This window comes from Actinomycetota bacterium (assembly GCA_019347575.1).
Lineage (GTDB): Bacteria > Actinomycetota > Nitriliruptoria > Nitriliruptorales > Nitriliruptoraceae > JAHWKY01.
The window spans coordinates 54,320-69,028 of the sequence record JAHWKY010000006.1 but is presented as its reverse complement, the minus strand read 5'-3'; the positions used below and the strand labels follow the sequence as shown (position 1 = coordinate 69,028).

Genomic DNA, 14,709 nt, shown 5'->3' with positions numbered 1-14,709 from the left:
GTGCTAGCCGGATCAGGCGTTGTTGGCCGTCTGCTCCGAGTCGAACGTGAACGTCGCGGTCGTGGTCAGGCTCTCGAAGCTGTTGCCCGTGCTGGAAGGCAGCGACGCCTTGAAGCACAGCACCTCGCTGGCGGTGGCAGCCAGGGTCCGGTCGCCGGCCTGGGCGCCGGTCGCGGCGTCGCCGAAGACCTTCACGCCCGTGGTCGAACCGAGGTCCGCGGCCGCGTACAGGGTGGTGGCGGGCACGGTCGTGGAGCAGTCGGTGCCGACGTCGGCTTCCGCGCTCTCGTCCCAGACCGTCAGGTCGAGCTGGGCGGCCAGGACGTTCTCGGTCGTGACGGACTTGAGCGCGTAGCGCAGCTCCAGACTGCCGCTGTTGCTGACGGTGACCGTGCCGTACTCGACGTCGCCCGGCGCCATGTTGGCGTTGGCGACGATCGCCGTGCTCGCGCTGAGGGCGAGGTTGACGTCGCCGGTGGTGAAGCCGCTGCCCGTGGGGGCGTCGGAGTCGGTGAAGTAGGCACCGGTGACGGAAGTGGCGATGGCCGCGACCGACAGCGAGGCGACCAACATGGAACGGCCGACGTTGCCGCCGCTCTTGCGGTTGAACAGGTTGCGTGCGGAGTTCATGATGTTCCTTCTCAGTCTCGCGCCGCGCGTCGGCGGCTGGTGGCGTCACCCGGGTTGGATGATCCTCGTACAGACCCTGTTGTCAGGACCAGTGCTGCTCGTCGCAGCATCTGAGAAGGACATCGTCTGCCCGCGGGGTCGCCTGGTGAGGCGGGTGAACCGTTGTGGCGGTAGGTCATATGCACCATGCGCGCCGCCCGTCCGGCCGATCGCCGATCGGACCCCAGGTCACGCGCCTTGCGGCGTTCCGGCTTGCAGCGATGCCCGCGGCACCCCCAGGAAGTAACCCTGTCCGTAGGTGACGCCCAGGTCGACCAGCGCGTGCAGCTCCTGATCGGTCTCGACACCCTCGGCGACGATCTGGCTACCGGTGTCGTCCGCGAACGAGATGAGTGCGCGGGCCAGAGCGCGTCGGCTGCGATCGCTGTCGATGCCCCGGGTCAGCGAGACATCGAGCTTGATCACATCCGGTGCCAGCGACAGCAGGTGGCGCAGACTGGCCATCCCGGCACCGGTGTCATCGATCGCGAGCCGGACGCCGGCGGACCGCAAGGGCTCCACGGCGCGGTGGAACCCCTCGTAATCGTCTACGGGGGCGTGTTCGGTGATCTCGAGCACCGTGGCGGAGGGCGCGGCCGACAGGACGAGGTCTTGCAGTCCCTCGTCCGTGGCGGTGGCCGGCGAGACGTTGACGGCGAGGTAGGTCCCCGCCGGAAGTTCCGCGACGTGGGCCAGTGCCGCGCGTACCGCCAGCAGTTCGAGCTCCAGCAGCGCGTCCACGCTCCGAGCGTCGTCGAGCCACGCTCGAGGCCCGCGGGTTGATCCCGCATCGAAGCGCGCAAGTGCTTCGTACCCCGCCACGCTGCCGGTGGCCAGTTGACGGATCGGTTGGAACAAGATGTCGACCTGTCCGGCCGCGATCACCCTTCGCACGCGTGCGTCGATGCTCTGGCGACGTCGCTCTTCGCTGTGGGTGCGGTCGAGGTGCTCACCGAGCTCGTGCAACACCTTCTCGCCGACCGAGGCGGGTAGCGAGATCTCGCCGGCGGCGGTTCGCCGGAGGGTGTCGATGATCTCGCGGTTGGTGGACACGCCCTTGATCAGGTAGCTCATCGCGCCGGCGTGCAGCATCTCGAGGATGGCGCCGCGATCGTCGTAGGCCGACAGCGCGACCACCCGTGTCGCGGGACATTCACGGGCGATCTCCTGCGCTGCCCGCGGACCGCCCCCGTGCGGCATCTTCACATCGAGCAGCACGAGGTCGGGCTGGTGCTCGCGGGCCATGGCGATCGCGCTCTCGGCGTCGGCCGCGCCCGCCACGACCTCGAGGCCCGAGGCGGTGATCACCTCGGTCAGCGCCTCGCGCAGGACGAGGTCATCATCGGCGATCACCACCCGCAGGCTCTCCACGTTGTTCACTTGGTGGTGTCTGCGGTCACATCACGACGTGGGATCCGCACCTCCACATGGGTACCTCGGCCTGGGGAGCTGTCGATCCGGCAGCGACCGCCGGCCAGTTCGGCTCGCTGGCGCATGGAACTGAGCCCCAGGTGAACGGGCGGCGCGGTCACGACCTCGTCGGGCACGAAACCCGCCCCATCGTCTACGACGCGCATGACGTAACCGTCCTCATCCTCGTCCAGCAGGACCTGGACGGACGAGGCTCGTGCGTGCTTGGCGACGTTGACGAGCGCTTCCTGGGCGATGCGGTAGAGCAGCACCCGAACGGCCGGTGCAGGCTGGCGTTCGGTGCGATCGTGGACTTCGTAGCGGTACCCGACCTCGTCGGCGGTGTGCTCGAGGTAAACCTCCAGGGCCCGCGCGAGCCCCTCTCGATCGAGTTCCGGCGGACGCAGCTGGAACAGCAGCCGACGCAGACGCGCGATCGCCGACGTCACGGTCTCACGCAGCTTCGCGTGTTGTTCGAGCGATGCGGGGTCCTTCAACGCTCGGCCCAGCAGTTCCAGACGCATGGAGGCCGCGGTCAGCACCTGTATCGAGTCGTCGTGGATGTCCGCGGCGATGCGTTCGCGCTCTTCCTCCTGTGCGTGCACGAGCTGCGCGAGGAGCCGCTCGCGTTCGCGATCAGCCAGCTGTAACGCACGGACCTTGGCGAGAAGCTGGGTGTTGAGCGCCGACAGTTGGTCCCTCCCGGCGTCCGTCTCACCGTTCCACGTCCCACCGGGGTCCCGTCGGGGATGCTGGGCCGCCGCGAGGCCGGTGGCCACGGCAGCGACGATCGCGTGGCTCGTGCTGGGCTTCGGCAGCACGAAGGTGTGAGGGTCGTGGCCGACGATCCGGAGGACCTCATCGTCCTCGTAGGCCGAGGTGTGGACGATCACGGGCACGGATGAGGTGTGCGGATCCCCACGCAGGTCACGTAACAGCTGGTAGCCGTCGACCTTGGGCATCAGCACGTCGGTGATTACCACGTCCGGCCGTTCGACACGTGCGAGTCCGATCCCTTCCGCACCGTTGGACGCCTCGAAGACGCGGTGAGCGTCAGCCAGCGCCTCGGCGAGCACGGCACGGTTCGTAGCGCTGTCGTCGACGATCAGAACCGACGCCATCGATCTGGGACCCCTGGGAGGTGGACGCCTCGACCTCTCGACGTTAGCGCCCTTCTCCGACATGCCAGCGGATGCTACGGCCCCACCCTCACCTTTGTGTCGCGCGTCCTCTGTACGTTCATACTGGGAGGTGTCGGCGCTGTCCTCTCGTCCGTGACATCCCGAACCGTTGGCGAACCTCGTCGGCTAGCTGCTGCGTGGTGACGCCGAGCCGGCGAGCCAGCCGCCGCTGCGCTCCGTAGACCGCCTGCCGACTGATCCCGGCGGCGCCGGCGATCTCGGAGGCGCTACGGCCCCGGACCATGCCCTCCACCACTCGCCGTTGTGCACTGCTCAGAAGGGTCAGGTGGTCACCATCCCGTCTCGTCGCGGGCCGGGCGGGGCGTTCGAGGCGGGTCACGCGCACGCTGATGGCATCCGCCGACCGCTCGGTGCCGGCGTCTGCGAGCTTGCGTAGGGCAGCGAGCCGATGTGCCGCGACGACCGGGTCCGCGGGCACGTCCCCTGCGGCGCGGGCGATCAACTCGGCCGGCCGGGCTGCGTCCTCGGGCAGGAGCACGGTGTAGGCGCCGGCCAACAGGCAGCGCCCGACCTCGTCTCCCCACGGCCGGGGCGCCACGACAACGACGGGGATGTCGCTGCCGCCGGCGCGCTCGAGCGCCAGGGGGACCTCCCAGGCACGGACATCGTCCGTGGGGACGTCCAGGACCACCACGTCAGGAGCGAGGCGGATGATCTCCGCGGCGACCTCGGGGCCGGTCGGCGCGATGCCGACCACGGCACCCCCGAGCGTCAGCGACGTCCGCAGAGCCGCTGCGCCGTCCGGATCCCCGCTCACCACCACGATGTCGGGGCGGCGCGGAACGAGACGAGAACGTCGGTGCGTGTCGGGTCGCTGGTACCTGCTGAGCGAGCCGGGGCCGCGCAGGCTTCGAAGGCTGGTGGTGACCACAGGACGTCCTTCCACGGAAGAGGCGTTGCAACTCACGCTTGCAGAAGCCGGTTCGATGATGTTGTCGGTGCGCGACGTCCGCAGCCGGATGGGGGCGTCGTCCCATCCTGGTAGGTCAACTTGCCCAGCTACGTCGCACGGAACGTGCGCTGGCGGCTCACAGACGCCCGGTTCTTCCGTTTCGGCCATCGGCTACACGTCGTCGGCGTAAGCTGATGCCGCATGCCTCTCAGGCGGGGGAGGCGGTCACGGGTGCGCGAGCCCGGTCAGGACGATCGCGACCGTCAGGGGCATGGATGTGGGTTTCCGAGAGCGCAAGAAGGAACACACCCGCCAACGGTTGATCGACGCCGCCTTCCGTCTGTTCGACGAGCACGGCTACGACGCCACCACGGTCGAGATGATCGCCGACGCCGCGATGGTGTCGGCCCGCACGTTCTTCCGCTACTTCCCCACCAAAGACGCTCTCCTGGCCGAACCCGGTTCGCTGCTGCTCAGGCTGCTGATCGAGCGCCTGCGAACCGAAGGGATCCGCCGGCCGGATCCCCGCGGGCTGCTACGGCTGTTGGCCGAGCACCTGCGGGACGAAGTCACGGTCGGCCGGGCCAGCATCGCGGTCCGCCAGGTCAGACGGCCGCAACTCCACGATCGGGCTGCCGTTTGGCGACAACGCTGGGCGACCGAGCTCGCTGAGGGCCTGGCGGACCTCGACGGTCGCGGATCGCCCACCTTCGACGAACGGATCGCTGCCACCGCGGCCGTCGCGCTGGTGGGCTGCGCGATCGACGAATGGATCCTCCGCGACACGGACGCCGACCTGCTGGACCTCGTCCAGCACGTCATCACGACGCTGTGGGGGTGAAGCGGCCCCGGCGGTGCCTCCGACGGAGCACGGCGAACCGCGTTCTCCCGCCACCCCTGTCGAACGGCCGGACGCCTCACCCGGCGTGGAACAATGCGTGGGGGTATAGTCACAGATGGTGGCACGTCACGGCATGACCTTTGTCGCGTCACGACAACCGTAGATGTAGGGTGCACCTAGTGAAGGCGGCACCATCGGCGGAGTGGGGCGCAGGTGCAACTTCGCGAACAGGCACGTTCCGAGCCAGCAGCTTCCTCGCGGCGGGGCCCGACGCCCCGACTGGTGGTGTTCGGCCTCCACGGGCAGCGCTACGCGCTCGCGGCCGAGGACGTCATCGAGGTACAGCGCATGGTGCAGCTGGTAGCGCTGCCCGGCGCGCCTCGCATCGTCGAGGGGGTGTTCGATCTCCGGGGCCGGCTCGTACCGGTCCTCGACGTTCGGGACCGGTTCGGCCTCGCTCCGAAGCCGGTCGATCCCGCCGATCATCTCGTGATCGCCCGTGCGGGGGCCAGGACGGTCGCGCTACGCGTCGACGCGGTCCTCGGGCTGACCGAGGTACCCCAGGATCGCATCGACCGGGCCGCCTCGCGGTTCCCCGGCGTGATCCACGTCGAGGGCGTGGCCCACGACGACGAGGGCCTGATCGTCCTGCACGACCTGGCGACGTTCCTGGCCCTGGAGGAGGAGGACCGGCTGGATGCGGCGCTGGCTGACTCGGCCGGCCCGTGAGCGCATCTCCACGTCCGCCTACACGTGGCACGGTGGATGCGGCGCGGTTGCTCGCGGAGGTCGCCGGCTTGCGCACGCTCGACGAGCGGTCCTACCGGACCGCAGCTGCGATCGAGGAGGCGATGGGCGCGGCCGGGGTCGCCGGTACGGCTTACCGCCACCTCCTCGAGAGGGACGCCGCGAGCTTCCAGGATCTGGTCCGCCGGGTCACGGTGGCTGAGTCGCACTTCTTCCGTGAGCCCCGCCAGTTCGAACTGCTGCGCCGCCGGATGCTTCCCGAGCTCCTGCGCGACCGTTCCGCATCCCACCGGCTACAGATCTGGTCGGCAGGTTGCTCCAGCGGCGAGGAGGCGTACTCCGTCGCGATCCTGCTCGAGGAGCTGGGCTTGGCCGATCGTGCCGATGTGCGGGGGACCGACATCTCCGCCGCAGCCCTGCAACGGGCACGTGACGCCAGCTACCGCCCGTGGTCGATGCGAGGGGTCAGCGACGCGCGTCGTCGTGCCTACTTCCGTGCCGAAGGGGACCACCTCCAGCTTGAGCGACGGTTCGCGCAGCGGGTGACCTTCGAGGTGCTCAACCTCGTCGCCGACCCGTACCCGGTCCCCTCGTCCGGTGTGGGTTTCGACGTGATCCTCTGCCGCAACGTGCTGATCTACCTCACGCCCGAGGCGATCGCCGCGGTGGTCCGACGCCTCGTCGGGGCGCTCGCGCCCGATGGCTGGTTGATGACGGCGTCCTCGGACCCACACCTGTCGTCGCAGGCTGGGCTGGAAGCTGTCGTGACCGAGCACGGGGTGGTGTACCGCCGCGTACCCACCACGTCGACGACCGTCCCGGGGGGAACCGGCACCCGGAACACCAGCCTGACCGGCGGCCGGTCCGCCACGGCGGCAGCGTCGCGCGTCCGGCGGCGAGGCGACCCTCACGCTGCTGACCGTGCTGCGCGGCCGCAGGCGGCGTCGGTTCCCGTGAGCGAGGTTCCGAGGCCGGAGGCCGAGTACGTGCGGGCCACCACGCTGCTCGCCGAAGGGCGTTGGGAGGAAGCGGTACGGGCGGCGAGGAGCGCCCTGTACCTGCAGCCGGACCTGGTCGTGGCGCAGGTCGCGTTCGGCCGCGCCGCACTCCACGTCGGCGACCTGGCCGGCGCGGGCAGGGCATGGCGTCAGGCCCAGGCGCTGCTCGAGGGGATGGATCCCGACGCGCCCGTTCCGCTCGCTGGCGGTGCGTCCGCCGGCCGGCTGCTGGCCGAGCTGTCCGTGCTCAACCGTCGCTCCGCGGAGGTGCCCAGGTGACCAGCGCGGCAGGTTCCGGCGTCGCCGGGTCGAGCGAGGAGATCCTGCGACAGCGTGCCCGGGAGCTGGCGGAACCGGCTCGATCCGAACCTGCCGACCGGATCGAGGTCCTCGCCTTCGAAGTCTCGGGGCAGCGCTTCGTGGTCGCCCTGGGCGACGTGGTCCAGGTGGTGGCAGGTTCGCCACTGGCACGAGTACCGCACGCACCCTCTGCCCTCTTGGGGGTGGCCACGCTGCGCGGTTCGCTGCTGACGGTGTTCGACCTCGCTCCCCATGGCGCCGACCGAGTCACACCCGCCTGGATGCTCGTGTTCGGCGACGGCGCCGACCGCCTGGCGATCGCCGCGGACCACGTCACGGGCACCCGGCGCCTCGACCGTCAGGAACTGCTCGACGCGGACGCCAGCCAGCTGCACGCGGCCCCAGTGGCCAGGGTGACGCGCGACGGTGCCGGGCTACTCGACGTTGACCTCCTGCTGACGTGGGACCGCTTCACGCCAGCACCGCAACCATCGCCTGGATCGGGACGAGACCGCTCATGAGATCGATGACCGTCAGCCGACAGGTCGCCGTCGGGTTCGTGGTGTCCCTGGCCGCCACGCTGGTGCTGGTCGTCGTGGCCACCGTCGCCCTGCAACAGGTCTCGCGCGCCAAGAGTGTCGTCATCGATCGCGACCTGCGTCTGGTGATCGATGCGCACCGACTCGAGACCAGCCTCGCGGTACGCGCGACGCACGTCCGCGGCTACCTGCTCACGGGCGCGTCCACGGAGCGCGAGAACGTCGCCGCGGAAGAGGCGCGGTTCACCGCCATCATGGGGGCCCTGGAACAGGGCATCCACACCGACGAAGGGCGGCGGCTGCTGGAGCGCATACGTGACGCCGAGAGGAGCTACCAGGAGGCGAGTGACGAGTTGATCGCGCTACGTGGTGGCGGATCCGGGACCGACCGCATCGAGCGCGAGGCCGCCGCCCGGCTGTTCCCGGCGCTCGACGCCGCCCGGACAGCCGTCCACACGCTGGTCGAACGCGAGGAGCGCCTCGTCGACTCGGGGGCCGCACGCGCCGACGATCAGGTCGCGCTGGCGCGCTGGCTGTTCATCCTCCTGGGGGTGGTCGCCGTCGCCGGCGGTGCGGGTACCGGATGGTGGGTCACGCGGCGGGTCTCCGGCAGCCTCGCGCAGCTGGCCACCGAGGTGGAGGAAGCCTCGACCGAGGTGGCCGGGGGCACCCGGCAGCTGACGTCGGGCGCGGCCCAGCAGTCCGCGGCCGTGCAGGAGACCGTTGCGACCGTCAACGAACTGGCAGCCAGCGCGGACGAGACGGCTCAGCGGGCCCGCTCCGTCGCCGACAACGCCGAGCTCTTCTCGGAGATCGCCGAGCGGGGCAGCACGGCGGTGGAGGTGTCCGCCGAGGGCATGCGATCGGTGAGCGAGCAGGTGGATGCCATCGCGGAACGGATCACGGGCCTGGCCAACCGGGCGCAGTCCATCTCCGAGATCGTGTCGACCGTGGACGACATCGCCGAGCAGACGAACCTGCTGGCGTTGAACGCCGCTATCGAAGCCGCACGCGCCGGCGAACACGGGAAGGGCTTCGGGGTGGTCGCCCAGGAGGTCCGACGGCTGGCGGACCAGACCCGCAGCGCCAACGCCCAGATCGGCCAGATCCTCACCGAGATCCAGCAGGCGACCCATCAGGCCGTCCTGGCGACCGAAGCGGGCACCAAGGAGGCGGCAGAGGGTGTGCGCCTCATCGCTGATGCCGGCGGGACCATCACCGAGCTGGCGCAGGGCGTGAGTGCCGCCGCTGACGCCAGCGAGCAGATCGCGGCAGCGGCTGGTCAGCAGGCGGGTGCCACGGCACAGATCAGCGAGGCCATGGTCAACGTCGACGAGGTGACCCAGCAGAACCTCGCTGCAGCACGCCAGGCCGACGAGACCGCGCACCAGCTGCAGTCGATCGCGCAGCGGCTCAAGGCACTGGTGGGAGTGGACTGAGTGGCGCTCGACCGCGGCCGGCTGCTGGCGATCTTCGGGGAAGAGCTTGAGGATCGTCGTCGCGACCTCGAGCGTGGGCTGCTCGAGCTAGAAGGACATCCATCGGCTGGCCGCGCGGGCGAAGTGGTGGCGGAGCTGTTCCGTGCCGCTCACAGCTTGAAGGGGGCGGCTCACTCCGCCGGCATCGCAGCGGTCGCGCACGTCGCCCACGACCTCGAAGATCTGTTCGCGCAGCTGCGTGACAGCGGGGACGCCCCGGGCGGCGCACAGCTGCATGCCGCGTTGCAGGCCATCGACCAGCTCGACTCACTCGCGCAGGAGCTGCGACCACCTGGCGGGTCAGAAGCCTCCTCTGAGACGTCGGCCCGTGTTGGCCGTGGTGACGAGACGCAGCAGCCCGCCAGGCCGGCGCCCGGCCCAGCCAGAGGCGAACAGCTCCGTGCCCGTGTGGCGTCGGAGGATCTCGACGCGGCCGTGGCCGCGGCTGGCGAGTTGCACCTCAGCGTCGCTCGAGTCACGGAGCTGTCAGACGTCGCGAGGGACACGGCTGCGGAGGCACGACGCGTTGAACGCGACTGGCAGGGCCTGAGCGGCTGGCTGACCGGGGAAGCGAACCAGGCGCAGCTGCGCGCGGCAGCCGGCCGGGTCGACGCCGGGCTTCGGCAGCTGGCGACCTTGGCGACGGACATGCAACGCCGCGCGGCCGAGCGTGAGCGGCACCTGAACCGGGCCGCCGGCGAGGTCCAGCACGCCGTGCAGCAACTGGGGTTGGTGCGGTTCGACGAGATCTGCGTCGGGCTGGACCGCGCCGTGCGCGACGTCGCGAAGCGATCGGACAAACAGGTTGCGCTGGAGGTCGACGCGGGCACGCTCGAGCTCGACCGCGGCGTCGCTGCGGTACTGCGCGATCCGTTGCTTCACCTCGTACGCAACGCCGTCGATCACGGGATCGAACCTCCAGAGGCGAGGGTCCGAGCCGGCAAGCCGGCTGGCGGACGCGTCGCGATCGCAGCCGCCCTCCACGAAGGCGAGCTCGTCGTCACGGTGTCCGACGACGGTGCCGGTCCCGATGTGGCGGCGATCCGCGCTGCGGCGGTCCGTCGGGGACTGGATGCGTCCGGGACCGACGATGAGGTCGTGCAGCTGCTGTTCCATCCCGGGTTCTCCACCGGATCAGCGACCACCGAGATCTCCGGACGCGGGGTCGGCCTCGACGTCGTGCGGACCTCCGTCGAGACGGTGGGTGGTTCGGTCGAGATCAAGGCCGATGCCGGTACGGGGATGGCAGTCCGGATGCGGCTACCGCTGACCCTCTCCATCATGCGGGCGGTCGTGGTGACGACCGCCGGTGAGGTGATCGCGCTCCCGGCGGCGGCGGTCGAAGGGGCGTGGCGGATCCCGCGAGATGCCGTGACGGACGTCGGTGGGCGTCCCACGGTCGTCGTCGATGGTCGGTCGGTGGCACTGGCCCACCTCGCGACGGTGCTGGGCTTCGGGCACGGCACCGTCGCCGGAGACGCCCAGCTGCTCGTGGTCGGCTTGCGGACGGCCGACGCCGACGCAGCGCTGATCGTCGATGCCGTGCTCGGCGAGCAGGAGGTCTGGGTGCGTCCCCTGCCCAGCCGCCTTCGGGGACTGCGTGGCCTGCTCGGCGGCGTGGTGCTGGGCGACGGACGGTGCGCGTTGCTGCTCAGTCCGGCGACCTGGGTTCGGGCGGTACGCCAGCGAGCCAGCCAAGAGGCGCTCCCGTCGCCCCCGATCTCCCCGCCTGCTGCTCGGATCCTGCTGGCGGAGGACACCGCGACGACCCGCATGCTCGAGCAGAGCATCCTCGAGGCGGCCGGTTACGAGGTCGTCGTCGCCGTCGACGGAGCCGAGGCGTGGCGGCTGTTGCAGCAGCAAGGGGCCGATCTGGTCGTCACCGACGTGGACATGCCCAACCTGGACGGCTTCGAGCTGTGCATGAGGATCAGGTCCTCTCCCCGCTTCGCAGCGTTACCGGTCGTGCTGGTGACCGCGTTGGCCGATGACCGCGACCGGGCGCGAGGTCTGCAGGTCGGCGCCGACGCGTACTTCGTCAAGTCCAGCTTCGACCAGACCTCGGTGTTGGACACGATCGCGAGGCTGCTGTGAGCGATCTCATCCGCGTACTCGTTGCCGACGACTCTGCGACGTCGCGGACCTTCCTGGTCGGCATCCTGTCTGCTCACCCGGGCATCGTCGTGGTGGGGCAAGCCCGGGACGGAGCCGAGGCGGTGGCGCTGACCACGCGCTTGCAACCCTCGATCGTCGTCATGGACGCGGTCATGCCCGGGATGGACGGGTTCGAAGCCACCCAACGGATCATGGCCGACGTCCCGACTCCGGTGCTGGTCGTCACCTCGGCGCTGGACCCCAGCGATGTCGCGCTCGCGCTGCGGAGCGTCGAGGTCGGAGCGTTGGCCGTGCTGCCGAAACCGACGGGCGGTACCGACGACGGGGCCCGACGTGAAGCCGCCGGGTTCGCCCGCAAGGTCGTCACCCTGGCCAGCGTGCGGGTGATCCGCCGGTACCCGGGTGCAGGCAGCAGAGGGCAGCGACGGTCGGCCACCGACGTCGCGACTGCGCAGGTGGTCTCCCCCCGCCGGGCCGTCATCGAGATCGTCGCGGTCGCCGCCTCCACCGGTGGCCCCCGGGTCGTGTACGAACTGCTGAGTGCCCTGCCGCGCGACCTCCCGGTACCCGTACTCGTCGTGCAGCACATCGCCGAAGGCTTCGTCGAGGGGTTCGCACGGTGGTTGGACGCTGGCACGGAACTCGTCGTCCGGCTAGCGGTCGAAGGGGAGCCGCTGACGCCAGGCACGGTCCTCGTCGCACCCGAGGATCGCCACCTCAGGGTCGACCACCTCCGACGGGTGGTCCTCGACGACGGTCCTCCCATAGGAGGTTTCCGCCCCGCGGCGACGGCGCTGTTCGAGTCCATCGCCGAGGCCTACGGCGACAGGGGTGCGGGCGTGATGCTCAGCGGCTTGGGCGACGACGGGCTCGCGGGCCTGCTCAGCCTGCACGCCTCGGGCGGCGTGGTGCTCGCCCAGGATGAGGCCACCTGCGCCGTCTTCGGCATGCCCGGTGTCGTCGCGGCCGCCGGCATCGCGCAGACCGTCGGCCCGGTCGGCGCTCTGGCCGAGCAGATCCTGCAGCACACCGCGAAGGCAGTCACATGAACACGCACGTCCTCGTCGTCGAAGACAGCCGGACCCAGGCCGAAGCCCTGCAGGATCACCTGACCACCGCCGGGTACGAGGTCACCGTGGCACGCGACGGGGCCGAGGCCCTGGCGATGCTCTCGGGCGAGGACCGGCACGACCTGGTGATCACCGACGTGGTGATGCCGCAGATGGATGGGTACGAGCTGTGCCGCACGATCAAGGCCGACCAGAGCCTTCACCTGCTACCCGTGATCCTGCTGACCAGTCTGCGCGATCCGGTGGACATCGTGCGCGGCTTGGAAGCAGGCGCGGACAACTTCCTCACCAAGCCCTACGAGCCGGCGCGTCTGCTGTCGCGTGTCGACAGCGCGCTGCAGTCGCACCGTGACCGGGCCGACGGCGGACGCTTCCGCATGGGAGCCGAGGTGCGCTTGCTCGGACACCGCTTCACCGTCGATGTCGACCGCCAGCAGATCCTGGACCTGCTCATGGGCAGCTTCGAGGACCTCGTGTACGCCAACGCCCGTCTGCGCGACCAGGAGGTGGAACTGGTCCGCGCCCGCGAGGATGCGGTGGCTGCCAACCAGGCCAAGAGCGCCTTCATCAGCCGACTCGCGCACGAGCTGCGCAACCCTCTCGGCGTCGTCAGCGCGTACGGCGACCTGCTCCTCGACGATGACCTCAGCGACCGACATCGCAAGGCCATCGAGGCCATCAGGACGAGCGGCCACCGCATGTTCCAGCTCATCAAGGATCTCAGCGACATCGAAGGGATCGAATCCGGGGAGTTGCAGCTGAGCCGGGATCGGGTCCGGGTCGCTCCCGTCCTCGATGACGCCATCGAACAGACACGCTTGTTGGCGCAACGCCACGATGTGGAGGTGACGGTGCACGGCGACGCCGACATCGAGGTGGTTGCCGACGACCGACGGCTCTGCCAGACGCTCACCAACCTGATCAGCAACGCGATCAAGTACAACCGTGCAGGCGGAACCGTCCAGCTCACCTGCCTCCCACCATCCGGTGGGACGGTCCGGATCGCGGTCGCCGACACGGGGCGCGGCATCGCCCCAGAGGACTTGCCCCGGCTGTTCGTGCCGTTCGATCGACTCGACGCCGACCGCGACATCGAAGGAAGCGGCATCGGCCTGCCACTGGTACAGGAACTGCTCGCCTCGATGGGCGGGAGCTTGCACGTCGAGAGCGAACCTGGATCAGGGAGCACGTTCACGGTCGAGATCCCCGCAGCGGGGCCCACGACGGACGTTGAGGAGGAGTCGTGACCGATCGCCCGGAGGCAACGATCCTCGCGGTCGACGACGAACCCGCGAACCTCCAGTTGCTGATGCACATCTTCGCCAACGACGATGGGATACGGATCCGGACGGTGAGCGATGCACGGCTGGCGCTCGCCGCCTTCGAGCGGATCGCGCCCGATCTGGTCCTACTCGACATCGGGATGCCTCACCTAGACGGGTTCCAGGTCATGCGCCAACTACTGGCGACGATCCCCGAACAGAGCTTCGTTCCCATCATCATCATGACCGCCGATGTCGATCCGGGGCTGCGTCGAGAAGCCCTCACGATGGGCGCCCACGACTTCCTCAACAAACCCTTCGACACCTCCGAGGTCCGCCTGCGGATCCGCAACTTCCTACGGACCCGCCAGCTCTACGTCGATCTCGATCAGCAGAGGCACCTGCTGGAACAGCGCGTCGCCGAGCGCACCGAGGATCTTCAGCGCGCCAACGACGCGTTGCGTGCCGCGGACCGCATGAAGTCGGATCTCCTGGCCATGGTGTCGCACGAGATGCGTACGCCGCTGACCGTGATCGCGGGCTTCACCGAGCTGATCACCGGTCGCTGGGACCAACTGCTGACGACGCAGCGTGCGACGTACGTCGACGCGATCCGGCGCAGCGTCAGCCGCCTCGAGGCCATGATCGAGAACCTGCTGCTCGCGGCGCAACTGCATGGCCGCGAAGAGGCGACTCCCGCTACAACCGCTGACACTGGCACCAGCACTGTGCGTATCGATGAGCTTCTCCGACGAGCAGTGATGGACAGTGGACTCTGCTCCGCTTCTGTGCAGGTCGACTGTGCTCCTGACGTGGCCGTACCCGTGGACCCGTCGGTCCTTCAGCCCGCTGTGACCAACCTCCTCGACAACGCACGCAAGTACGGCCAGCCCCCGATCGAGGTGGCGTGCACCCTCGACGACGGCTTCATCGATATCTCCGTCAGGGACCACGGCGAAGGGGTGCCCGAGGAGTTCATCGACCAGATGTTCGAACGCTTCACGCAAGCGAGCGTCGGCAACCTCCGTACGGCTACGGGAACCGGACTGGGCCTGTGGATAGCGCGCGGCCTCGCGCGCGCGCACGGGGGCGAGCTCACCTACGAGCCCGCGACACCTGGCGCCCTGTTCCGACTGCGTATCCCGTTCCCGTCACCGTCCAGTACGGATACGGAACGATCCTGAGT

At 69.6% G+C, this 14,709-nt stretch carries 13 protein-coding genes; 9 read left to right on the top strand and 4 right to left on the bottom strand.

Annotated elements, in window-relative coordinates; genetic code table 11:
* Positions 1-12: 12 nt before the first annotated feature.
* The 4 genes from KY469_05395 to KY469_05380 form a co-directional block, all read right to left on the bottom strand.
* Positions 13-630: a M73 family metallopeptidase gene (locus KY469_05395; protein MBW3662518.1), complete on the bottom strand. Its 618-nt coding sequence runs from the start codon at positions 628-630 to the stop codon at positions 13-15.
* Positions 631-858: 228 nt separating this feature from the next.
* Positions 859-2,040 carry an EAL domain-containing protein gene (locus KY469_05390; protein MBW3662517.1) on the bottom strand — a complete coding sequence of 394 codons (1,182 nt, stop codon included), beginning with the start codon at positions 2,038-2,040 and terminating at the stop codon, positions 859-861.
* Between the two features lie 5 nt (positions 2,041-2,045).
* On the bottom strand, positions 2,046-3,200 hold the full coding sequence (locus KY469_05385; GenBank protein ID MBW3662516.1) for a response regulator: 1,155 nt from the start codon (positions 3,198-3,200) through the stop codon (positions 2,046-2,048).
* 118 nt (positions 3,201-3,318) lie between these two features.
* Positions 3,319-4,038 (bottom strand): hypothetical protein, encoded by a 720-nt coding sequence (locus KY469_05380; GenBank protein MBW3662515.1) that lies wholly within the window; start codon positions 4,036-4,038, stop codon positions 3,319-3,321.
* 406 nt (positions 4,039-4,444) lie between these two features.
* Here KY469_05380 and KY469_05375 point away from each other — a divergent pair, with 406 nt between their 5' ends.
* The 9 genes from KY469_05375 to KY469_05335 all read left to right on the top strand — a co-directional run bounded on the left by KY469_05375 (position 4,445) and on the right by KY469_05335 (position 14,707).
* Complete coding sequence (locus KY469_05375) at positions 4,445-5,014, top strand: TetR/AcrR family transcriptional regulator (GenBank protein ID MBW3662514.1); 570 nt, start codon at positions 4,445-4,447, stop codon at positions 5,012-5,014.
* 213 nt (positions 5,015-5,227) lie between these two features.
* Positions 5,228-5,743 (top strand): chemotaxis protein CheW, encoded by a 516-nt coding sequence (locus KY469_05370; GenBank protein ID MBW3662513.1) that lies wholly within the window; start codon positions 5,228-5,230, stop codon positions 5,741-5,743.
* A 32-nt stretch (positions 5,744-5,775) separates the two neighbouring features.
* Entirely contained in the window at positions 5,776-7,038 is a 1,263-nt protein-coding gene (locus KY469_05365) for a protein-glutamate O-methyltransferase CheR (GenBank protein MBW3662512.1), read from the top strand.
* Positions 7,035-7,580 carry a chemotaxis protein CheW gene (locus KY469_05360; protein ID MBW3662511.1) on the top strand — a complete coding sequence of 182 codons (546 nt, stop codon included), beginning with the start codon at positions 7,035-7,037 and terminating at the stop codon, positions 7,578-7,580. Before KY469_05365 ends, KY469_05360 begins: the two co-directional genes overlap by 4 nt.
* Complete coding sequence (locus KY469_05355) at positions 7,577-9,037, top strand: CHASE3 domain-containing protein (protein MBW3662510.1); 1,461 nt, start codon at positions 7,577-7,579, stop codon at positions 9,035-9,037. Before KY469_05360 ends, KY469_05355 begins: the two co-directional genes overlap by 4 nt.
* The gene (locus KY469_05350) at positions 9,038-11,170 is read left to right on the top strand and encodes a response regulator (protein ID MBW3662509.1); all 2,133 of its coding nucleotides are present in this window, start codon (positions 9,038-9,040) and stop codon (positions 11,168-11,170) included. It begins immediately after the preceding gene.
* Positions 11,167-12,240 carry a chemotaxis-specific protein-glutamate methyltransferase CheB gene (gene cheB, locus KY469_05345; GenBank protein ID MBW3662508.1) on the top strand — a complete coding sequence of 358 codons (1,074 nt, stop codon included), beginning with the start codon at positions 11,167-11,169 and terminating at the stop codon, positions 12,238-12,240. The genes KY469_05350 and cheB overlap by 4 nt, the downstream gene beginning before the upstream one ends.
* Positions 12,237-13,508 (top strand): hybrid sensor histidine kinase/response regulator, encoded by a 1,272-nt coding sequence (locus KY469_05340; protein MBW3662507.1) that lies wholly within the window; start codon positions 12,237-12,239, stop codon positions 13,506-13,508. Before cheB ends, KY469_05340 begins: the two co-directional genes overlap by 4 nt.
* Positions 13,505-14,707, top strand: a complete 1,203-nt coding sequence (locus tag KY469_05335) for a hybrid sensor histidine kinase/response regulator (protein MBW3662506.1) — start codon at positions 13,505-13,507, stop codon at positions 14,705-14,707. Before KY469_05340 ends, KY469_05335 begins: the two co-directional genes overlap by 4 nt.
* Positions 14,708-14,709 lie beyond the last annotated feature (2 nt).

What these genes read in the sequence shown, in the direction of transcription:
- KY469_05395 (MBW3662518.1), bottom strand. Translation starts at nt 630, where the DNA reads ATGAACTCCGCACGCAACCTGTTCAACCGCAAGAGCGGCGGCAACGTC.
- KY469_05375 (MBW3662514.1), top strand. Translation starts at nt 4,445, where the DNA reads ATGGATGTGGGTTTCCGAGAGCGCAAGAAGGAACACACCCGCCAACGG.
- KY469_05340 (MBW3662507.1), top strand. Translation starts at nt 12,237, where the DNA reads ATGAACACGCACGTCCTCGTCGTCGAAGACAGCCGGACCCAGGCCGAA.
- KY469_05385 (MBW3662516.1), bottom strand. Translation starts at nt 3,200, where the DNA reads ATGGCGTCGGTTCTGATCGTCGACGACAGCGCTACGAACCGTGCCGTG.
- KY469_05355 (MBW3662510.1), top strand. Translation starts at nt 7,577, where the DNA reads ATGAGATCGATGACCGTCAGCCGACAGGTCGCCGTCGGGTTCGTGGTG.